Genomic DNA, 18,969 nt, shown 5'->3' with positions numbered 1-18,969 from the left:
TGTGGAATTAAATATGATTAGGGGGGATTTGAGGCTTTATATTTATGTTACTATTAATAGTGCGCTAATTATGAGAATGGATTATTATGAATTTAATTAGGTACCTTTGTGCTCACTCTTGGAAATTGCTGTGTTTTTCTATGGTAAGCGCATTAGTCGCTGGAGGTGCTGCAGCTTCACTGGTTGGTCTGGTGAGTAAAGCAATTGAATCTCCTGGTTATTCTATTTCATATGTTTTTTTTATATTATGTTTAGTCTATTTTTTAAGTAAAGCTGCTGCAGAGATTGCGTTGTTACATTTGACTCAATCTGCAATATTGTCACTACGTATCAGTCTTAGTAATAAACTACTGCGAACACCATTTAAAAAGCAGCAAGAGCTTGGACGTCATGGTCTGTTGGCTGTTTTAACCAAAGATGTTGATGTGTTTTCAGATTCATGTAGGCTTGCACCAATAGTATTTGGTAATACCATTCTTATTGTGGCTTGTCTTAGTTATTTGGCTTGGGTCTCTTGGGGGCTATTTTTAGTCCTGACTGTGTGTTTCGGAATATTGATGTATGGGTTTCACATTTTAGAGAAAAAACCCTCTCAGATGCTGGACAAGGTCAGAGAGCATGTTGATAATATTTATCTTGATTTTCAAAATCTTATAAGTGGAAGTAAGGAGCTGCAGTTAAATACTAATCGTGGTAAATTATTTGTTAATCAAGTTATTATGCATGGCGCTGAGAATTTAAGAAAAATATTTATAAAGGGTCATGTCAGATGGGCATGGTTAATAAATTCAGCAGATACTATGTTTTACGTAATAATTGGTTTTATGGTCTTTGTGGTACCCATTTGGTGGCCGTCTGAACCAAGTGTTCTTGTCACGGTAGTCTTGGTTATGCTCTTTTTGGTTGGCCCTATTGGTGAAGTTATGGGGGCTATACCCGAATTACGCATGGCGGAAGTATCCTTGAAAAGGATGAGACAACTGGATAAGGATTTGCAGGAATCTCAACTTGTATATTCTGATAAGCCTAATCCTTTCTTAGAAGTAAAGGGAAACAAGGTATTACTTGAATTACAAGATGTTGTTCATCACTATTCGAGTGATAATGAAGATAGTCAATTCATTTTTGGGCCATTAAATCTTAAAATACACCATGAAGAGATTGTTTTTATCATAGGAGGTAATGGCAGCGGTAAAACCACTTTGGCAATGTTGTTGGTTGGTTTGTTTCAATGTGATTCCGGCTCTATTGTATTAAATGGTGTAGCAATGAATGCTTCTAACAATGAGTATTATCGACAGTTTTTCTCTGCTGTTTTTTCTGATTTTCACTTGTTTGAAGAATTACTCACTGTAGATTCACATATTACTGATAAAGCCACTCACTACATTCAGAAATTAGGCATGGATCATAAAGTAAAAGTAGTAGATGGAAAATTCTCTACCATAAATATATCTACTGGTCAGCGTAAAAGATTAGCTTTAGTATCTGCTTATTTGGAGGATCGCCCTGTTTATATCTTTGATGAATGGGCAGCAGATCAAGATCCGGTTTTTAAGAAGGTGTTTTATACAGAATTATTACCTGAATTGAAGGCTCGTGGTAAAACCGTTATTGTTATTACTCATGATGACTCTTATTTTGGAGTGGCAGATAGAGTAGTGAAATTAGAAGATGGACATATAAAAGATATCTAAGCTTGTTGTGTCGTTAAAGGAGTGTACCGCAATGGTGTTCTCGTTCTGGTCAGCGTTACCTTTGCCAATTCTGCCGTCATTATTGGCAACGGGAATTCACTTACACCGCATGTTGTCCCGGCATACATAAATAAATTGTGGATATGATCATGAATGGAATAATAGGGCGTTAGGTAACAGCGCGTATTATGGGAATTGACTTGGATACTTCTTTCTCCATTTAAAAAATTCAGACTCAAATCCGTAACGAAAGTTATTTTCCTTGGTGCCGAAGTGATAGACTACTGTGAAATAGCTGAGCAGTGGTCATACGTGAAGTCAAAAAACAATCTATGGTTACAGCAGCTTCCATTTCAGCACCTATAATCAATCAGATACCGGATATTAATATGTTGGCAGCAGCTTTGGCTGCAACGATGGGGTCACTATTCTTCAGCTACTTCAACGATAGTTTATTCTGGATGGTTAACCGGATGATGGGTATTAAAGATGCAAAACAACAGATGATTGTCTGGTCAATTCCGACAACAATTGCATGGGGAATTGGGCTGTGTGGTGTATTGCTACTTAATCTCGTCATGTAAATCATCATAATGCGCTCTGTAAAGGGCGCTTTTCTTTATTCTGGATACTCCAAATAAATCCTCATTACTTTAATTGAGACTATAGGTTTTGTTACAGCTTGTAACAAGAACTTTGACTGACATACCATGCACATTTATCGCCAATAATACATATATTGAAACGGGGTTTTATGGTGGAGTTTTACATTCCAATTATTGGATTGGGAGTGGCTGTATTTACGCTGATTTTTCTGGTCTTACGTACTCGTATTCATGTACTTCTTGCTATGTTGATTGCTGCGGTTATCGCAGGAATATCCGGCGGTTTAACCATGAGCAGTGTTGTTGAAGTTATCGTGAAAGGGTTTGGCTCGACATTGGGTAGTATTGGTATTGTGATCGGATTAGGAAGCATGATGGGGAGGATATTGGAAGCCTCTGGTGCAACTGAACAAATTGCCTACAGCTTGATCAAATGGTTAGGTAAAAAGCGCGAAGAATGGGCGCTGGCAATCACGGGTTATATCGTCAGTATTCCTATATTTGTTAATTCGGCTTTTGTGATCCTCTATCCTCTGGTGAAAGCATTGGCGAAGAAAGGTAAACGAAATGTACTGACGTTAGGAGTAGCATTAGCCGGAGGGCTGGTGGTAACTCACCATATTGTTCCACCAACACCGGGGCCGCTTGGTGTGGCCGGAATATTCGGAGTAAGCGTAGGTAAAGTGATGCTAGTGGGTATGATACTGGCTATCCCATGCGTTATCGGTATTACTTGCTATGCCAAATGGCTAGAGACTAAATATCCTGAATATCAGCTTGTTGAAACGGAAGAAAATCTGCGGCAAATTCATCAAAGTTACATGGAAGAGAAATCGAACACGCCATTACCAGGCTTATTTATTTCTCTTCTGCCTATTGTTGTGCCTATAGTGTTGATTTTCATTAATGTTGTGAATGGATTATTGTTGAAAACGGCTCTGTTTATCGGTGAAGAAAACCATTTTTATTTTCAGATTTTTAATTTTCTTGGATCACCTATTATCGCTCTGGCAATCAGTGTGTTGCTGGCGGTTTATAAGCTCATGCCAAATGTCAGTAAACAAGAGGTGATTGAACATTTGGAAACCGGGTTACAAACTGTGGGTATTATTTTATTAGTGTCAGGTGCAGGAGGAGCGCTGGGAGCTGTATTAAATGAAGGTTCAACCGGCACAATACTGGCACAATATATAGCCAGCCTGCCAATAACTCCTGTCTTGATCCCATTTATCATTGCGACGTTAATACGCATCATTCAAGGTTCTGGTACTGTGGCAATGATCACAGCAGCATCTATTTCAGCGCCCGTTATTAAACAGATACCGGATATTAATATGTTAGTGGCTGCTCAGGCTGCAATGATGGGAACACTGTTCTTCAGCTATTTTAATGACTGTTTTTTCTGGGTAGTTAACCGGATGATGGGTATTAAGGATGTGAAGCATCAAGTGATCTTCTGGTCGATTCCGACAACCATCGCATGGGGAATTGGACTGTGTGGCATATTGCTCCTTAACTTAATCTTGTAAATGATCCAACGGCGCTCTGCGAGGAGCGCTTTTTGTGATAGTTCTTCGAACATTATTTCTATTTTGGCTCTATACTCACCGTATTATTTATCGTACATAAATGTGATTTTAATCATGATTTAATGTATGTGTTTCTTTTGCCTATTAACTAAAGGTGACTTTTATCACAAAAAAATGTCAGAGTATTCACTAAATTTAGGCATCTGTATTTTGATTTTGAATATTCCTGTTGAGGAGCCAATATGTCTGATGTATTCCATTTAGGTATTACCAAAAACGACTTACAGGGCGCAACTCTGGCTATTGTTCCAGGCGATCCTAACCGTGTTGAGAAAATTGCAAGATTGATGAATAATCCAGTTCATCTGGCTTCTCATCGTGAATTTACAACATGGCGCGCCGAAATTGATGGTAAGCCAGTTGTTGTCTGCTCTACTGGTATTGGTGGTCCATCAACGTCAATTGTTGTAGAAGAATTGGCACAATTAGGTGTACGCACTTTCTTACGTATTGGTACAACTGGAGCGATCCAAAAGAATATTAATATAGGTGATGTGTTAGTGACCACTGCCGCAGTTCGTCTGGATGGGGCCAGCCTACATTTTGCTCCGATGGAGTTCCCGGCTGTGGCTGATTTTGAATGTACCAACGCACTGTATGCAGCAGCAAAAGCATCAGGTTCTACAACTCACGTCGGTGTGACCGCTTCTTCTGATACTTTTTATCCAGGACAGGAACGTTACGATACCTATTCTGGTCGTGTTGTCCGCCGCTTTCAGGGCTCTATGAAAGAGTGGCAGGAAATGGGGGTGATGAACTTTGAAATGGAATCAGCGACTTTGTTGACAATGTGTGCAAGTCAGGGGCTGTGTGCTGGTATGGTTGCGGGTGTGATTGTTAACCGTACTCAGCAGGAAATTCCAGATGTTGAATTGTTGAAAAAAACAGAAAGTAATGTTTTAGGCATTGTTGTAGATGCGGCTCGTCGTCTGTTGTAATCACTCTATTTAAGGGTCGGAATATTCTGGCCCGATCACCTAATCTTTCTGTTTTCTCCACTTTATTTCATTCTGAAATCTGATAATGTCATAACATTTTTCGTTAATAACAACTTATTTCAATTACAGTTTGTTGCGATAACAGTCTGTTCCAATAACGTGTATTTCAATAAGAAAGAGTGATTATGACCACAACATTACTATCTCATCCCTCATTACTTCCTTTGAATGGCGGGATCAACTTCCGTGATTTAGGCAACAAGACACTGAACAATGGTTCTAAGATTAAGTCAGGCCTGTTATTTCGTTCAGGCTCTCTGGACATGTTGACTGATAGCGATCAGGCTTTTTTGATGGAGCAAAATCTTTTCCAGATTATTGATTATCGTGATAGCAGTGAAATTGAGGACAGACCAGATCAGGTGTGGCGTGGAGCGAATTACCATCATGCTCCGGCTAACCCGCTTTCCAAAGAAGTTGATGCTAATCTGGAGAGGTTGAGTCATGAAGCGCTGGAACAGTTTGATGCGAAAGATTTTATGCTGCGCCTATATCAATTGTTACCAATTAATAATCCTGCCTATAAGACATTAGCTAATCTATTGTTACAACCAGAGAAAGGTGGAATTGTACAACATTGTGCTGTGGGTAAAGACAGAACAGGTGTCGGCTCTGCTCTGGTATTGTTTGCTCTGGGGGCAGATCTGAATACAGTGATAGAAGACTATTTGGTAACAGATATCACTCTGGCACCGCATCGCGAATATCTGTTGAATGAACATGCGAAAGTGATGAGTGATAGTGTGGTTGAAAAATTGGCTTATGTGTATTCAGTCAGGGAAGAATTTTTGATGACTGCACTGAACAGCATCAATGAACACTATGGTAGTGTGGATATCTGGCTGGAAAAAGACATTGGGCTCAATATTGCAGCGCGTGAAAAATTGCAACATTATTTCCTCGAATAAATCTCTTTTAGGCGTAAATATTTTTTGAATAAGAATAGTCGGTTAGCATCGGTTAATCCATTTACTGCTAACCTGAAATCCTAAAGATTAACACAGGAAAGATTAATGTGAGCTTGCACGAAGTCATCGAAGTCATCACCAATTTTGTAAGAGATCATGAAACCTGGGCGATCCCCATTATTTTCTTGCTCGCTTTTGGGGAATCTCTGGCATTCATTTCTCTGTTATTGCCAGCCACAATCATCTTATTAGGGCTGGGAGCTCTGATTGGTGAAAGTGGATTAAATTTTTGGCCGATATGGATAGCGGCTGCCGCAGGAGCCTTTTTCGGTGATTGGGTTTCTTATCTGTTTGGTTACCATTTCAAGGAAAATGTCGGCAAAATGTGGCCACTTTCACGCCATCCGCAAACATTAGTTCGTGGTCATCAATTTTTTGAACGCTGGGGTGTGTGGGGCGTTTTCATTGGCCGTTTTTTTGGCCCTTTAAGAGCGGCAATCCCATTGGTGGCAGGTATTTGTGCGATGCCAAAACGCCATTTCCAGCTTGCTAATTTCGCTTCTGCGCTGATTTGGGCATTTGGTATTTTAGCGCCGGGAGCTTTTGGAATACGTTGGTTAGCAGAGTGGATGGGTTAATTGCGAGCAGCTTTGCAAACTGAAAGAAATCCGGTGAATAATCTGGACATCTATACAGCCTCTATTTAACTTACATTAAAGTAAAGTGATTGGGGTAAAGTTAGCGGGGGTGTATAGGTGGATATCCATTGGTTATACATGTTAATTGGTGGCTTAAGTGGATTATTAGGCGGAGGAGGTTTTGTCTGGTTTTCTGTTCACCAACGTATTCAATACAAAGAAAATGAATTGCGTGAATTACATAGCCAGCTTGCTGTTAGCCATGAAAAATTAGAGCAATCTCATTATTGGCGTACTGAATGTGAACAGTTAAATCAGGCATTGCTTACTCAGCGTGAAATCAATAGCGTACAGGAAGCCGAGTTGCGTGAATTGAGTACTCGGCTTGAAGAAAGCAAACTGGCTGCGGAAGAGAAACAACGTCTCTTGATTAATAGTGAACAGCGTCTGAATACCCAGTTTGAAAATCTCGCCAATCGTATTTTTGAACAAAATCGACGTCGTACTGATGAGTACAGCCGCCAAAGTCTCAATGACCTGTTGATGCCTTTCCGTGAACAATTGGAAGGGTTCCGTCGTCAAGTGCAAGACAGTTTCGGACAAGAAGCCCGCGAACGCCATACACTAGCCCATGAAATCCGTAACCTTCAGCAGCTTAATGCCCAGATGGCAAAAGAGGCGATTAATCTGACAAAGGCCCTGAAAGGGGATAACAAAATGCAGGGTAATTGGGGAGAAATGGTTTTGGCACGGGTTTTGGAGGCATCCGGTTTACGTGAAGGACATGAGTTTCATACACAGGTTAACATTAAAACAGAAAGTAGTGATCGTTTTCAGCCTGATGTGATTGTGCACTTACCACAAGGAAAAGATGTCATTATTGATGCCAAAATGTCATTGATTGCTTATGAACGTTATTTCAATAGCAATGATGAAACAGAGCAAATACAGGCATTACAGGAGCATATAAACTCCATAAGAGGTCATATCCGGGGACTTAGTCGTAAAAATTATCAACAGTTACCGGGAGTGCGTTCACTGGATTATGTTTTGATGTTTATCCCTGTAGAGCCCGCTTATCTGGTGGCACTTAACCAGTCTCCTGAAATACTCGACGAGGCACTGAAGCATAATATTATGTTGGTTAGCCCCTCAACACTTCTGGTGGCTGTTCGCACTATTAATAACCTTTGGCGGTATGAATATCAAAGCCAGAACGCACGTTTGATTGCGGAAAAAGCGACCAGAATGTATGACAAAATGCGATTGTTTGTGGATGATATGCAAGGCTTAGGACAAAGCCTCAGCAAAGCACAGGCGAGTTACCATTTGGCAATGAAAAAGCTGACAGAAGGAAGGGGAAACCTGATTAAACAAGCTGAAGGATTTCGTGATTTAGGTGTGGATATTAAACGCCCCATCGACTCACAGGTTATTGATAAATCTTTCCAATCTTTATTGGTTAATGAGTAAAGTCTGAATAGGGTTTTACCGGAAAGGCTGGTACACTTGCTATAATTTTTTGAATGAAAAGCGGACAAATAACATGGCAGATCAATCGAAAGAAACCACTCATTTTGGTTTCCGTACCGTAGCCAAAGAAGAGAAAAAAGATATGGTGGCGGAAGTATTTCACTCCGTCGCATCAAAATACGATTTGATGAATGATTTGATGTCATTTGGCATTCATCGTATCTGGAAGCGTTTCACTATTGATGCAAGTGGTGTACGCCGGGGTCATAGAGTCCTTGATCTGGCAGGGGGAACAGGGGATCTGACCGCGAAATTTTCCCGTCTTGTAGGAGAGAAGGGAGAAGTTGTTCTGGCAGACATCAACGATTCTATGCTGAAAGTCGGGCGGGAAAAACTGCGCGATAACGGCATAGTTGGTAATGTCAACTATGTTCAGGCTAATGCTGAAGAGTTACCATTTGCGGATAACTATTTTGACTGCATTACTATTTCATTTGGCCTGCGTAATGTCACGGATAAAGACAAAGCCCTGCGTTCTATGTACCGTGTCCTGAAACCTGGCGGACGTTTATTAGTACTGGAATTTTCCAAACCCGTGCTGGCACCGTTGAGTAAAGTTTATGATATCTATTCATTCCACATTCTGCCACGTATTGGTCAGGCGGTTGTTAAGGATGCGGATAGTTACCGTTATCTGACAGAATCCATTCGTATGCATCCTGATCAGGAAACATTAAAAGCGATGATGGAAGCGGCAGGCTTTGATCAAGTTTCTTATAACAATATGACGGGGGGAATTGTTGCATTGCATAAAGGGTTTAAGTTCTGAAATGGAAACTCCCTCATTAAGTCACAGTGTGAATTCTACGGTGTTGTTTCCGGTGTTGACTGCTTTTCTGGAAACAACGCTGAATCATCTGTTGTACCGCGAAACCATATTGAAATCAGCTCGTATGCGACTAGCGGGCAAAATTCTTTCTATCGAACTGAAAGAAATTGAGACGCCATTGGTATTGGTTTTTCATGAAAGACAGTTAGATGTTTTAAGCCAATGGTCAGGAACTGTGGACTGTTCGATGAAAACGACATTACCGGCATTGCTTAAGTTGCGGGATCGTCAATATCTTTCATCTCTGATTAATAGTGGTGAAATTGTCATTGAAGGGGATATGCAGGTTATTCAACAGTGGTCGGCTTTGCTGGATATGCTGGAATGGGATCTTGCCCATTACCTTTCACCTTATGTCGGTGATATTGTGGCAGAAGGTATCAATCGGGTAATGAAAAACAGCATCAGTTTTGTCCACAATACCATCACAAAGCAAAAAACTTACCTGACAGAATCATTGACGGAAGAGTGGAGAATGGCACCCGGTGCTTTAGAATTGGCTTATTTCAGTGAAGAAGTTAATGCTGTTGCCAATAAACTGTCTGACATGGAAAAGCGTCTGGCAGCAATGGAGGAGAAATATGACTCCCAGTGAAATAAAACGCCTCTATTTTATCATTAAAGTTTTTCTTACTTATGGATTGGATGAATTAATCCCGAAAATCCGGTTGACATGGCCGTTGCGTTTTGGGCGTTATTTCCTGTTTTGGCTGCCTAATCGACATAAGGATAAACTGCTCGGTGAGCGTTTACGCTTAGCACTGCAAGAGCTTGGCCCGGTATGGATTAAGCTTGGTCAAATGCTTTCTACCCGACGGGATCTGTTTCCTTCCGCTATCGCCGATCAGCTTTCTTTACTACAAGATCGTGTCATTTCTTTTGATGGAACCATTGCCCGCAAATCTATTGAGATGGCATTGGGGGGAAGCCTGGAAACGTGGTTTGAAGATTTTGATCTGCATCCTCTGGCTTCTGCTTCCATTGCTCAGGTGCATACTGCACGGCTTAAAGAGAATGGAAAAGAGATCGTCATTAAAGTGATACGCCCTGATATTTTGCCCGTGATAAAGGCGGATGTACGGTTAATGTATCGTTTGGCAAATTTAGTTCCTTTGTTGCCTGATGGTCGTCGTCTTCGTCCACTTGAAGTGGTTCGTGAGTATGAAAAAACGCTGCTTGATGAGTTGAATCTATTGCGTGAAGCTGCAAATGCTATTCAACTGCGGCGTAATTTTGAAGATAGCCCTATGCTTTATGTACCGGAGGTTTATCCTGATTATTGTCGGGAGAATGTCCTGGTCATGGAGCGTATTTATGGTATTCCTGTGTCTGATGTCGCGGCTTTGGAAGCGCAAAATACCGATATGAAGTTACTTGCTGAGCGCGGTGTTCAGATATTTTTTACTCAGGTATTTCGTGACAGTTTTTTTCATGCAGATATGCATCCGGGCAACATCTTTGTTAGCTATGAACGACCAGAGGATCCCACTTATATAGGTATTGATTACGGTATTGTTGGTTCTCTGAACAAAGACGATAAACGTTATCTGGCAGAAAATTTTATTGCTTTCTTTAACCGAGATTACCGAAAGGTAGCAGAACTCCATGTGGATTCAGGCTGGGTTCCGGCAGATACCAATGTGGAAGATTTTGAGTTTGCTATCAGAACGGTATGTGAGCCTATTTTTGAAAAACCACTTGCAGATATCTCATTTGGTCATGTGTTGTTGAACCTCTTCAATACAGCCCGTCGTTTTAATATGACAGTGCAACCTCAGTTAGTCCTGCTACAAAAAACACTGTTGTATGTCGAAGGGTTAGGGCGCCAGCTCTATCCTCAGCTTGATTTATGGAAAACAGCAAAGCCGTTTCTGGAAGATTGGTTACATGATCAAGTTGGTTTTCCGGCTATTATGCGTGCGTTTAAAGAAAAAGCACCCTATTGGGCGGAAAAATTACCAGAACTTCCTGAACTGATTTATGGCACATTGCAACAACATAAGCGGTTGCAAACGAGTATTGACCAAATATCACAACAGTTAAAACAGCAACAGAATAATCATCGAAAATCTCTTTACTTACTGGGGATTGGTGCAACATTGTTTATCTGTGGTGGTTTATTTTTTATTACTAACCTGACTCATTTATCATGGGGATTGATGGGCGCGGGAATAATATCGTGGATATTGGGCTGGTTTAAACTTAAGTAGCCATTTGCAGGAAAGAAAATAAGTCAAAAGAAGTTGCTGTAGCTTTTGGCATGGTTGCGGTATTTTCGAACATAAAGTTCGTAGTTTATAATGAAATTATTAATGATATGTACCTGAGATAGATTTCAAGATGTAGCCGACAAAACTGCAATCTGAAAGATGTAGGGTATATTCCCCACGAACATGAGGTAGATCAGTATGGGTGGTATAAGTATTTGGCAATTACTCATTATTGCCGTCATTGTTGTCTTGTTGTTCGGGACTAATAAACTGCGTACATTAGGTTCTGATTTGGGAGAGTCGATAAAAGGCTTCAAAAAAGCGATGAGTGATGATGAAAAATCAGATCAGGCTGAGAAAAGTAACCATGATGCTGACTTTGAGACTAAAAATCTTACTGAAAAGCCCACCGTTGCTCAGTCTGAAAAATCAGAGATCAAAGACAAAAAAGAATAGGTATAAACCGTGTTTGACATTGGTTTTAGTGAACTGCTGTTGGTGCTCGTCATCGGCCTGATTGTCCTGGGACCTGAGCGTCTGCCTGTTGCTGTCAAAACTATAGCAGGCTGGATAAGGGTATTACGATCACTGGCAGTCAATGTCCAGAATGAACTTGCAAAAGAATTAAAGTTGCAAGAGCTTCAGGATAGCTTGAAAAAAATGGAAGAAAAAGCAGACTTACAGTCTCTCTCTCCAGAATTAAAAGCTTCAATGGATGAATTAAGGGAAACGGCTGAATCGTTGAAGAAGTCATATCAGCTTACTCCCGAAGAAGCTAAAGCGTTGGAAGAAGACGAAACGCATTTTCACTCCCTTGAGTCTGATCCAGTACCAGAGCAGAAACTAAACCAATATAGAGAGCAAGTAACAGAAAAAAAGCCAGAAGAAATCTCAAAAGAAAGTACTAAACAGAATACAAAACAATCCCCTGAAAAATCCAATAGTGAACACTAAAGCATGTCTGTGGATGATACTCAACCTCTTATCAGTCACCTGATTGAACTGCGTAAGAGAATTTTGAATAGTTTGATTACTGTGCTGGTGGTTTTTCTGGCATTGGTTTATTTTTCTAACGATATATATCGACTTATTGCTGCGCCTTTAATGGAACAATTGCCTAAAGGTGCGAATATGATCGCAACGGATGTGGCATCACCTTTCTTCACACCGATCAAACTTACCATTATGGTATCAATTTTTGTTTCGGCACCCATGATCTTGTATCAGGTATGGGCATTTATTGCACCGGCTCTGTATAAACATGAACGGCGTTTGATCGTGCCGCTGCTGTTGTCCAGTAGTGTCTTATTCTACCTGGGAATGATTTTTGCTTACTTCGTCGTATTTCCCTTCGTATTCGGTTTTTTTACCAAAACAGTCCCCTCTGGCGTGTTGATTGCGACAGATATCAGTAATTATCTGAGTTTTGTTATGGCGCTTTTTATGGCATTTGGTGTCTCGTTTGAAGTGCCAATCGCCATTATTCTGCTGTGTTGGAGTGGAGTAGTCACACCTGAATCACTGAAAAGAAAACGCCCTTATATTCTGGTCGGGGCGTTTGTAGTAGGGATGCTACTTACTCCCCCTGATGTCTTTTCACAAACTTTGTTGGCTGTCCCCATGTACTTGCTATTTGAACTGGGAGTTCTGTTTTCTCAATTTTATGTGGGAAAACATAAGCCATCTAAAACGGATGATGAATCGGAATATTGATGTGGATAACAACTCAGGCAGGTGACAATTAAGGAAAGTAATCAGTCACCAGCTAGTTATAATTATCGCCAACTGTCTGATAGTGCTAAGATCAGCAGTATTACAAGTAATAAAAGTGATGGCAGAATTAACCCAGTGTATTACCGCTGGGTTTTACATTAGGAGAGCAGTATGAGCTATGTATTTCCAGGTACGTTTCCTGGCCGTCGTATGCGCCGTGTGCGCCGCCATGATTTTTCCCGCCGCCTATTCGCTGAAAATCAACTGAGCGTTAATGATTTGATCTATCCGGTGTTCGTGATGGAAGGGGCTAATCAACGTCAAGAAGTGCCTTCCATGCCGGGAGTGTATCGTCTGACAATCGATCTTCTGCGGAAAGAAGCCGAAGAGATTGCCCGACTGGGTATTCCTGTTTTGTCTCTGTTTCCGGTGATTGAAGCAGACAAGAAATCACTGGACGCTAAAGAAGCTTATAACCCTGATGGTTTGATCCAACGCTCTATTCGTGCCTTGAAAGATGCAGTTCCAGAGTTAGGCTTGTTAACTGATGTTGCATTGGACCCATTTACTACTCATGGGCAAGATGGTGTTATTGATCAGGATAGCTATGTTATCAACGATATCACCAAAGAGATTTTGGTGAAGCAGGCGCTATCTCATGCAGAAGCAGGAGCTGAAATTGTAGCCCCTAGCGATATGATGGACGGCCGTATCGGTGCTATTCGTGAGCAGCTTGAGAATGATGGCCATGTAAGCACGCAGATCATGGCGTATTCGGCCAAATATGCTTCTTGTTACTATGGGCCATTCAGAGATGCTATTGGCTCCAGTAATAATCTGAAAAGTGGTAACAAGATGACTTATCAGATGGATCCGGCAAACAGTGATGAAGCATTACAAGAGATCGCGCAGGATTTACAGGAAGGCGCAGATAGCGTGATGGTAAAACCTGGTATGCCTTATCTGGATGTGATCCATAGGGTAAAAGATACCTTCGGTGTGCCGACATTTGCTTATCAGGTGTCTGGTGAATATGCGATGCATATGGCAGCCATTCAGAATGGTTGGTTGAAAGAACAACCCGCGATTATGGAATCCTTACTCTGTTTCAAACGTGCAGGAGCAGATGGGGTTCTGACTTACTTTGCCAAGCGTGTAGCGCAATGGCTGCATGAACAGAAATATTAATGAATCTTTTTTACCTTAAGAAATATCGTAGCTTGAGATATTAGGTAAAAAACAATAACGGATGAATAAATAAAAAGGATATTCATCCGTTATGACAGGTTATTTATTCAGATAGCTTTCGATAGCGCCCAAAATACCCATTGTATCCAGCCCTAAGTCAGCGTGAATCTCTGATTGTGTGCCTTGCGGTATAAAGTAGTCAGGTAAACCAAGATTTAATACCGGAATTGGCTGACTTGCCTGCATCAGTAATTCATTGACGCCACTACCGGCTCCTCCCATGATGGCATTCTCTTCTAACGTCACCAGTAAATCATGTTGAGAAGCCATTTCTAGTACCAATTCTTTATCCAGTGGTTTGATAAAGCGCATATCAACAACAGTTGCATTTAAGGACTCTGCAGCCTGTAGTGCGTTTGGCAGTAATGTACCGAAGCTCAGGATAGCAATGCGTTCTCCTTGACGACGAACAACACCTTTGCCAATTGGCAATTTTTCCAGTGGCTGGAGTTCTGCTCCTACGCCTGTACCTCGTGGATAACGAACAGCAGCAGGGCCATCTTGATAGTGATAACCCGTGTGTAGCATTTGGCGGCACTCATTTTCATCACTCGGTGCCATGATCACCATGTTGGGAATACAGCGCAGAAATGAAAGGTCGAATGCCCCCTGATGAGTTTGTCCATCAGCGCCGACGATACCGCCACGGTCGATAGCAAACAAAACAGGTAAGTTCTGGATAGCAACATCATGAATGACCTGATCATAAGCACGTTGCAGGAAAGTAGAATAAATCGCGACAATCGGTTTATATCCCCCGATTGCCAGCCCTGCTGCAAATGTCACAGCATGTTGCTCGGCAATGGCAACGTCAAAGTATTGTTCAGGGTACTCACGAGAGAAACGTACCATGCCAGAGCCTTCTCTCATAGCTGGAGTGATCGCCATGAGTTTTTTATCTGTGGCTGCTTCTTCACACAACCATTCACCGAAGATTTTGGAAAATGTCGGGCGGGTATCCGTACTTTTGGGCAGAGAGCCAGTCGATGGATCAAATTTAGGTACAGCATGCCAACTGATAGGATCTTTTTCCGCAGGAGCATAACCACGGCCTTTTTTGGTCATGATATGCAAAAATTGAGGCCCTTTGAGTTCACGCATATTTTTCAATGTTTGCGTCAGTGCTAATACGTCATGACCATCAACCGGACCAATGTAGTTAAATCCAAGCTCTTCGAACAGTGTTCCGGGAACAACCATACCTTTGAGATGTTCCTCGGTCTTTTTCAATAATTCTTTGATAGGTGGCAGGCCGGAGAAGACTTTCTTACCACCCTCACGCAGAGTTGTGTACAATTTTCCTGAAAGCAATTGTGCCAAATGGTTGTTCAATGCTCCAACGTTCTCGGAAATAGACATTTCGTTGTCATTGAGGATGACAAGCATATCAGGATCAATATCACCTGCATGGTTCATAGCTTCAAAAGCCATACCTGCGGTAATGGCGCCATCACCAATCACACAGACTGTCTTACGACCCTTACCCTCATGTTCTGCTGCAATTGCCATACCCAATCCGGCACTGATTGAGGTCGATGAATGACCGACACATAGCGTGTCATATTTGCTTTCATCTCGCCACGGGAAAGGGTGGAGACCATTTTTTTGGCGAATAGTGTCAATACGGTCACGGCGTCCGGTCAGAATCTTATGTGGATAGGCCTGATGACCGACATCCCAGACTAAATTGTCAAAAGGTGTTTTATAAACGTAATGAAGTGCGACCGTTAATTCGACAGTTCCGAGACCGGAAGCAAAGTGCCCACTGGAGCGACTGACACTGTTTAGCAAAAATTGGCGCAGTTCATCGCATAACTTTGGCAAGGTGTCTTTAGGTAGCAGGCGTAGTTCTTCAGGGGTTTCCGCCAGTGCCAATGTTGGATATTTCGCTATATCAATGCTCATGCTATGCCTGTTGAAATTTATGCCGGTTAAAACGCTATGCACGTTTAAATTGAAGATTAAGAACCCTGGAATTATCAGTATGTAATTACTGGGCTCTCCCTATAAGGCCATGTTCCATTGTATTGTTTTTGGATGTATGTAACCGATAACTTACAAAACGGTGATTGTCATGGTCATGACCAGTTTTTTAGCTGTTTCTTTCAATGATGAAACCCGCCAGTTGTTTTAGAATCACAGTATTATAAGATTGATTTTCCAGTTCTGTGAGTGCAGCAATCGCATCTTCATAAAGATCTTTGGCTTTTTTCTGAGCTTGTTCCAGGCCCAATAATGCAGGGTAGGTGCTTTTCCCAAGTTGCTGATCATTCCCCTGACGCTTGCCGATAATTTTTGTATCACCAATGACATCCAAAATATCATCATGCACCTGAAATGCGAGACCGATTGCCTGTGCATATTGATCCAGCCAAGGTAATGCTTCACGACCACGTATACCTGCACTGTAAGCACCCAATCTGACCGCACAACGAATTAATGCACCGGTCTTGTGTTGGTGGATTTGTTCCAGTGCAGCGAGATCAATCTGTTTCCCTTCGGCCTTTAAATCTAATGATTGCCCGCCACACATGCCTGCAATACCACTGGATGTTGCTAATTCAGCAATCATTTCAAGACGGTCAGATAATGCCACATTCGGCATCTCTTGCTTTGCCAGAATTTCAAAAGCCAATGATTGCAACGCATCTCCAGCCAAGATTGCGTGATCCTCGCCAAATTTAATATGGCAGGTAGGTTGGCCGCGGCGCAAATCATCGTTGTCCATTGCAGGCAAATCATCGTGGATCAGCGAATAGGCATGGATACACTCTACAGCGATGGCTGGCGCATCAAGGCTCTCTTTGGAAAGGCCAAACATTTCACCCACAGAATAAACTAAAAATGGGCGCAGCCGTTTTCCACCCAGTACAGCACCGTGTTGCATAGCGGTTGCTAACGGGCTGTCCAAAAAGGGTAATGAAGAAAATGTTGCCATCAACTTGTCATTGATATGTTGCTGGCAATTGCTTAATTGCTCTTCAAAAGGAGCCTTATATTGTTCAGACATAAAGTTACTCAGCATCAGGCGAAAATTCATCAAGTGGAGAATGTGCATCATGATTCAATAAAATTTGCACTCGTTGTTCCGCTTGTTGGAGGGTTTTTTGCCCTTGTCTTGCAAGTTGAATGCCACGTTCAAATTCATTTAATGCATCTTCTAAAGGGAGTTCCCCTGATTCCAAGCGAATGACAATTTCCTCCAGCTCTTTCAGGGAAGTTTCAAATGCTGGTACTTGCTTGGTTTCTGATGTTCGATTTGCCTTAGACATAATAATTTTAAAGTATGATTATTTAACGAGTTACAGTGAGGTAATTTCGTTACAGACTTGCAGAATACCCTACTACACTGAAAGAAATAAATCATTCGTTACCCCTGTTTTTTTTACAGATGCTCTGTTTTTTACAGGAGATATAGTGAGATAGTGTTATACTCTACGCCCTATCCAACTGACCACTTAAGAACAATCATTGATACTATTTGTGATAGTTCAATATTGAATGACTACTATATCTTACTATGAAGTTTATCATTAAATTATTCCCAGAGATTACGATCAAAAGTCAAACTGTTCGTTTACGCTTTATTAAAATCCTTGCCAGCAATATCCGTAATGTGCTGAAAACATTAGGAGAAGAGATTGCTGTTGTTCGCCATTGGGATAATATCGAAGTTCGAACTAAAAATGATAATCTTGGTGCAGAAATTTGTGATGCACTGACACGTATTCCGGGTATTCACCATATCCTGCAAGTTGAAGAGAGAGATTTTCGTGACTTGCATCATATCTTTGAACAAACCTACGAAGCATATGGGCATTTACTGCATGGAAAAACATTTTGTGTCCGTGTGAAGCGTCGTGGTAAACACAGTTTCACCTCCAATGAGGCTGAACGTTATATCGGTGGCGGTCTGAATCAGCATATTGAATCTGCTAAAGTGAAACTGACTCACCCGGATGTGACAGTCAATCTGGAAATTGATCAGGATAAACTGATTCTGGTTAAAGCACGTCATCCGGGGATCGGTGGATTTCCTATTGGAACGCAGGAAGATGTTCTGTCTCTTATCTCTGGTGGGTTTGACTCTGGAGTCTCCAGCTATATGCTGATGCGCCGTGGCTGTCGTGTACATTACTGTTTCTTTAATCTCGGTGGCTCTGCCCACGAAATTGGGGTGAAACAGGTAGCTCACTATTTGTGGAACCGATTTGGCAGCTCCCATAAGGTTCGCTTTGTCGCCGTCGATTTTGAACCAGTTGTTGCTGAAATTCTGGAAAAAGTGGATGACGGTCAAATGGGCGTTGTGCTGAAAAGAATGATGGTCAGAGCTGCTTCCAGGATTGCAGAACGTTATGGTGTGCAAGCAATCGTAACAGGAGAAGCATTGGGGCAGGTCTCCAGTCAGACATTGACTAACTTGAGGCTGATTGATAACGCTTCGGATACGTTGATCCTTCGTCCGCTAATTTCTCACGATAAAGAGCACATTATTAAGCTGGCACGCGAAATTGGAACGGAAGATTTTGCTCGTACTATGCCGGAATTTTGTGGTGTGATCTCTAAGAGTCCAACCGTCAAAGCTGTTAAAGCCAAAATTGAAGAGGAAGAAGGTAAGTTCGATTTTGATATTCTGGAGCGTGTGATAAGTGAAGCCCAGAATTTGGATATTCGTCAGATTGCTGAACAAGCCAGTGAGCAGATTGTGGAAGTGGAAACAGTCACTAAGTTTTCTGCAAATGATGTGTTGTTGGATATCCGTTCACCAGATGAACAGGATGATTGTCCACTGAATATGGAAGGTATCGAAATTCAGTCATTACCTTTCTATAAGTTGAGTACCCAGTTTGGTGATCTATCAAAAGAGAAAAATTATCTGCTTTATTGTGAACGTGGCGTGATGAGCCGTTTGCAAGCGCTTTACTTACGTGAACAAGGTTTTCAGAATGTGAAGGTTTATCGCCCTTAATCTGAGCCAGTACATTTGAAAAAAAATATAAG

At 41.6% G+C, this 18,969-nt stretch carries 17 protein-coding genes and 1 pseudogene; 15 read left to right on the top strand and 3 right to left on the bottom strand.

The annotated features are described in order from the left end of the window. The first annotated feature begins 86 nt into the window (after positions 1–86). The 14 genes and pseudogenes from ABLA85_RS04770 to hemB all read left to right on the top strand — a co-directional run bounded on the left by ABLA85_RS04770 (position 87) and on the right by hemB (position 13,908). Positions 87–1,697 (top strand): cyclic peptide export ABC transporter, encoded by a 1,611-nt coding sequence (locus ABLA85_RS04770; protein WP_367961818.1) that lies wholly within the window; start codon positions 87–89, stop codon positions 1,695–1,697. 329 nt (positions 1,698–2,026) lie between these two features. Then, positions 2,027–2,281, top strand: a pseudogene (locus ABLA85_RS04765) (GntP family permease); the annotation flags it as partial. A gap of 170 nt (positions 2,282–2,451) precedes the next feature. Then, positions 2,452–3,831, top strand: a complete 1,380-nt coding sequence (locus ABLA85_RS04760) for a GntP family permease (protein WP_367961817.1) — start codon at positions 2,452–2,454, stop codon at positions 3,829–3,831. A 242-nt stretch (positions 3,832–4,073) separates the two neighbouring features. Then, a complete protein-coding gene (gene udp, locus ABLA85_RS04755; RefSeq protein WP_367961815.1) occupies positions 4,074–4,829 on the top strand; it encodes a uridine phosphorylase in 756 nt (251 codons plus the stop codon). Positions 4,830–5,014: 185 nt separating this feature from the next. Continuing rightward, positions 5,015–5,797 (top strand): tyrosine-protein phosphatase, encoded by a 783-nt coding sequence (locus tag ABLA85_RS04750; RefSeq protein WP_367961813.1) that lies wholly within the window; start codon positions 5,015–5,017, stop codon positions 5,795–5,797. Between the two features lie 107 nt (positions 5,798–5,904). After that, positions 5,905–6,435 carry a DedA family protein gene (locus tag ABLA85_RS04745; RefSeq protein ID WP_367961811.1) on the top strand — a complete coding sequence of 177 codons (531 nt, stop codon included), beginning with the start codon at positions 5,905–5,907 and terminating at the stop codon, positions 6,433–6,435. Between the two features lie 117 nt (positions 6,436–6,552). Then, the gene (rmuC, locus tag ABLA85_RS04740) at positions 6,553–7,908 is read left to right on the top strand and encodes a DNA recombination protein RmuC (protein WP_367961809.1); all 1,356 of its coding nucleotides are present in this window, start codon (positions 6,553–6,555) and stop codon (positions 7,906–7,908) included. Positions 7,909–7,981: 73 nt separating this feature from the next. Then, entirely contained in the window at positions 7,982–8,737 is a 756-nt protein-coding gene (gene ubiE, locus ABLA85_RS04735) for a bifunctional demethylmenaquinone methyltransferase/2-methoxy-6-polyprenyl-1,4-benzoquinol methylase UbiE (protein WP_367961808.1), read from the top strand. Position 8,738: 1 nt separating this feature from the next. After that, positions 8,739–9,392 carry an SCP2 domain-containing protein gene (locus tag ABLA85_RS04730; RefSeq protein WP_367961807.1) on the top strand — a complete coding sequence of 218 codons (654 nt, stop codon included), beginning with the start codon at positions 8,739–8,741 and terminating at the stop codon, positions 9,390–9,392. Further along, positions 9,379–11,007 carry a ubiquinone biosynthesis regulatory protein kinase UbiB gene (ubiB, locus tag ABLA85_RS04725; RefSeq protein ID WP_367961805.1) on the top strand — a complete coding sequence of 543 codons (1,629 nt, stop codon included), beginning with the start codon at positions 9,379–9,381 and terminating at the stop codon, positions 11,005–11,007. Before ABLA85_RS04730 ends, ubiB begins: the two co-directional genes overlap by 14 nt. A 198-nt stretch (positions 11,008–11,205) precedes the next feature. After that, the gene (gene tatA, locus ABLA85_RS04720) at positions 11,206–11,463 is read left to right on the top strand and encodes a Sec-independent protein translocase subunit TatA (protein ID WP_367961804.1); all 258 of its coding nucleotides are present in this window, start codon (positions 11,206–11,208) and stop codon (positions 11,461–11,463) included. Between the two features lie 9 nt (positions 11,464–11,472). Further along, positions 11,473–11,961 (top strand): Sec-independent protein translocase protein TatB, encoded by a 489-nt coding sequence (gene tatB / locus ABLA85_RS04715; RefSeq protein ID WP_367961802.1) that lies wholly within the window; start codon positions 11,473–11,475, stop codon positions 11,959–11,961. A 3-nt stretch (positions 11,962–11,964) separates the two neighbouring features. Beyond that, entirely contained in the window at positions 11,965–12,720 is a 756-nt protein-coding gene (tatC, locus tag ABLA85_RS04710; RefSeq protein ID WP_367961801.1) for a Sec-independent protein translocase subunit TatC, read from the top strand. Between the two features lie 171 nt (positions 12,721–12,891). Next, on the top strand, positions 12,892–13,908 hold the full coding sequence (gene hemB / locus ABLA85_RS04705; protein WP_367961799.1) for a porphobilinogen synthase: 1,017 nt from the start codon (positions 12,892–12,894) through the stop codon (positions 13,906–13,908). Between the two features lie 99 nt (positions 13,909–14,007). Here the strand turns inward: hemB and dxs are convergent, their stop codons facing one another. From dxs to xseB, 3 genes are all read right to left on the bottom strand, one after another. Then, on the bottom strand, positions 14,008–15,873 hold the full coding sequence (gene dxs, locus ABLA85_RS04700) for a 1-deoxy-D-xylulose-5-phosphate synthase (protein ID WP_367961798.1): 1,866 nt from the start codon (positions 15,871–15,873) through the stop codon (positions 14,008–14,010). A gap of 187 nt (positions 15,874–16,060) precedes the next feature. After that, positions 16,061–16,978, bottom strand: coding sequence for a (2E,6E)-farnesyl diphosphate synthase (gene ispA / locus ABLA85_RS04695; RefSeq protein ID WP_367961796.1), 918 nt, complete (start codon positions 16,976–16,978; stop codon positions 16,061–16,063). A gap of 4 nt (positions 16,979–16,982) precedes the next feature. After that, a complete protein-coding gene (gene xseB, locus ABLA85_RS04690; protein WP_367961794.1) occupies positions 16,983–17,240 on the bottom strand; it encodes an exodeoxyribonuclease VII small subunit in 258 nt (85 codons plus the stop codon). Between the two features lie 248 nt (positions 17,241–17,488). Between xseB and thiI the strand changes: the two genes are divergently transcribed. After that, complete coding sequence (gene thiI / locus ABLA85_RS04685; protein WP_367961793.1) at positions 17,489–18,937, top strand: tRNA uracil 4-sulfurtransferase ThiI; 1,449 nt, start codon at positions 17,489–17,491, stop codon at positions 18,935–18,937. The last annotated feature ends 32 nt before the right edge of the window (positions 18,938–18,969 follow it).

Origin of the sequence: Xenorhabdus sp. SGI246, assembly GCF_040838225.1 — a bacterium.
Lineage (GTDB): Bacteria > Pseudomonadota > Gammaproteobacteria > Enterobacterales > Enterobacteriaceae > Xenorhabdus > Xenorhabdus indica.
This window is presented reverse-complemented; position numbering and strand designations above follow the sequence as displayed.

Excerpts from the sequence above, each read along its gene's own strand:
- ABLA85_RS04770 (WP_367961818.1), top strand. The coding sequence starts at position 87 with ATGAATTTAATTAGGTACCTTTGTGCTCACTCTTGGAAATTGCTGTGT.
- ABLA85_RS04760 (WP_367961817.1), top strand. The coding sequence starts at position 2,452 with ATGGTGGAGTTTTACATTCCAATTATTGGATTGGGAGTGGCTGTATTT.
- udp (WP_367961815.1), top strand. The coding sequence starts at position 4,074 with ATGTCTGATGTATTCCATTTAGGTATTACCAAAAACGACTTACAGGGC.
- ABLA85_RS04750 (WP_367961813.1), top strand. The coding sequence starts at position 5,015 with ATGACCACAACATTACTATCTCATCCCTCATTACTTCCTTTGAATGGC.
- ubiE (WP_367961808.1), top strand. The coding sequence starts at position 7,982 with ATGGCAGATCAATCGAAAGAAACCACTCATTTTGGTTTCCGTACCGTA.
- ABLA85_RS04730 (WP_367961807.1), top strand. The coding sequence starts at position 8,739 with ATGGAAACTCCCTCATTAAGTCACAGTGTGAATTCTACGGTGTTGTTT.
- ubiB (WP_367961805.1), top strand. The coding sequence starts at position 9,379 with ATGACTCCCAGTGAAATAAAACGCCTCTATTTTATCATTAAAGTTTTT.
- tatA (WP_367961804.1), top strand. The coding sequence starts at position 11,206 with ATGGGTGGTATAAGTATTTGGCAATTACTCATTATTGCCGTCATTGTT.
- tatC (WP_367961801.1), top strand. The coding sequence starts at position 11,965 with ATGTCTGTGGATGATACTCAACCTCTTATCAGTCACCTGATTGAACTG.
- hemB (WP_367961799.1), top strand. The coding sequence starts at position 12,892 with ATGAGCTATGTATTTCCAGGTACGTTTCCTGGCCGTCGTATGCGCCGT.
- dxs (WP_367961798.1), bottom strand. The coding sequence starts at position 15,873 with ATGAGCATTGATATAGCGAAATATCCAACATTGGCACTGGCGGAAACC.
- ispA (WP_367961796.1), bottom strand. The coding sequence starts at position 16,978 with ATGTCTGAACAATATAAGGCTCCTTTTGAAGAGCAATTAAGCAATTGC.
- xseB (WP_367961794.1), bottom strand. The coding sequence starts at position 17,240 with ATGTCTAAGGCAAATCGAACATCAGAAACCAAGCAAGTACCAGCATTT.
- thiI (WP_367961793.1), top strand. The coding sequence starts at position 17,489 with ATGAAGTTTATCATTAAATTATTCCCAGAGATTACGATCAAAAGTCAA.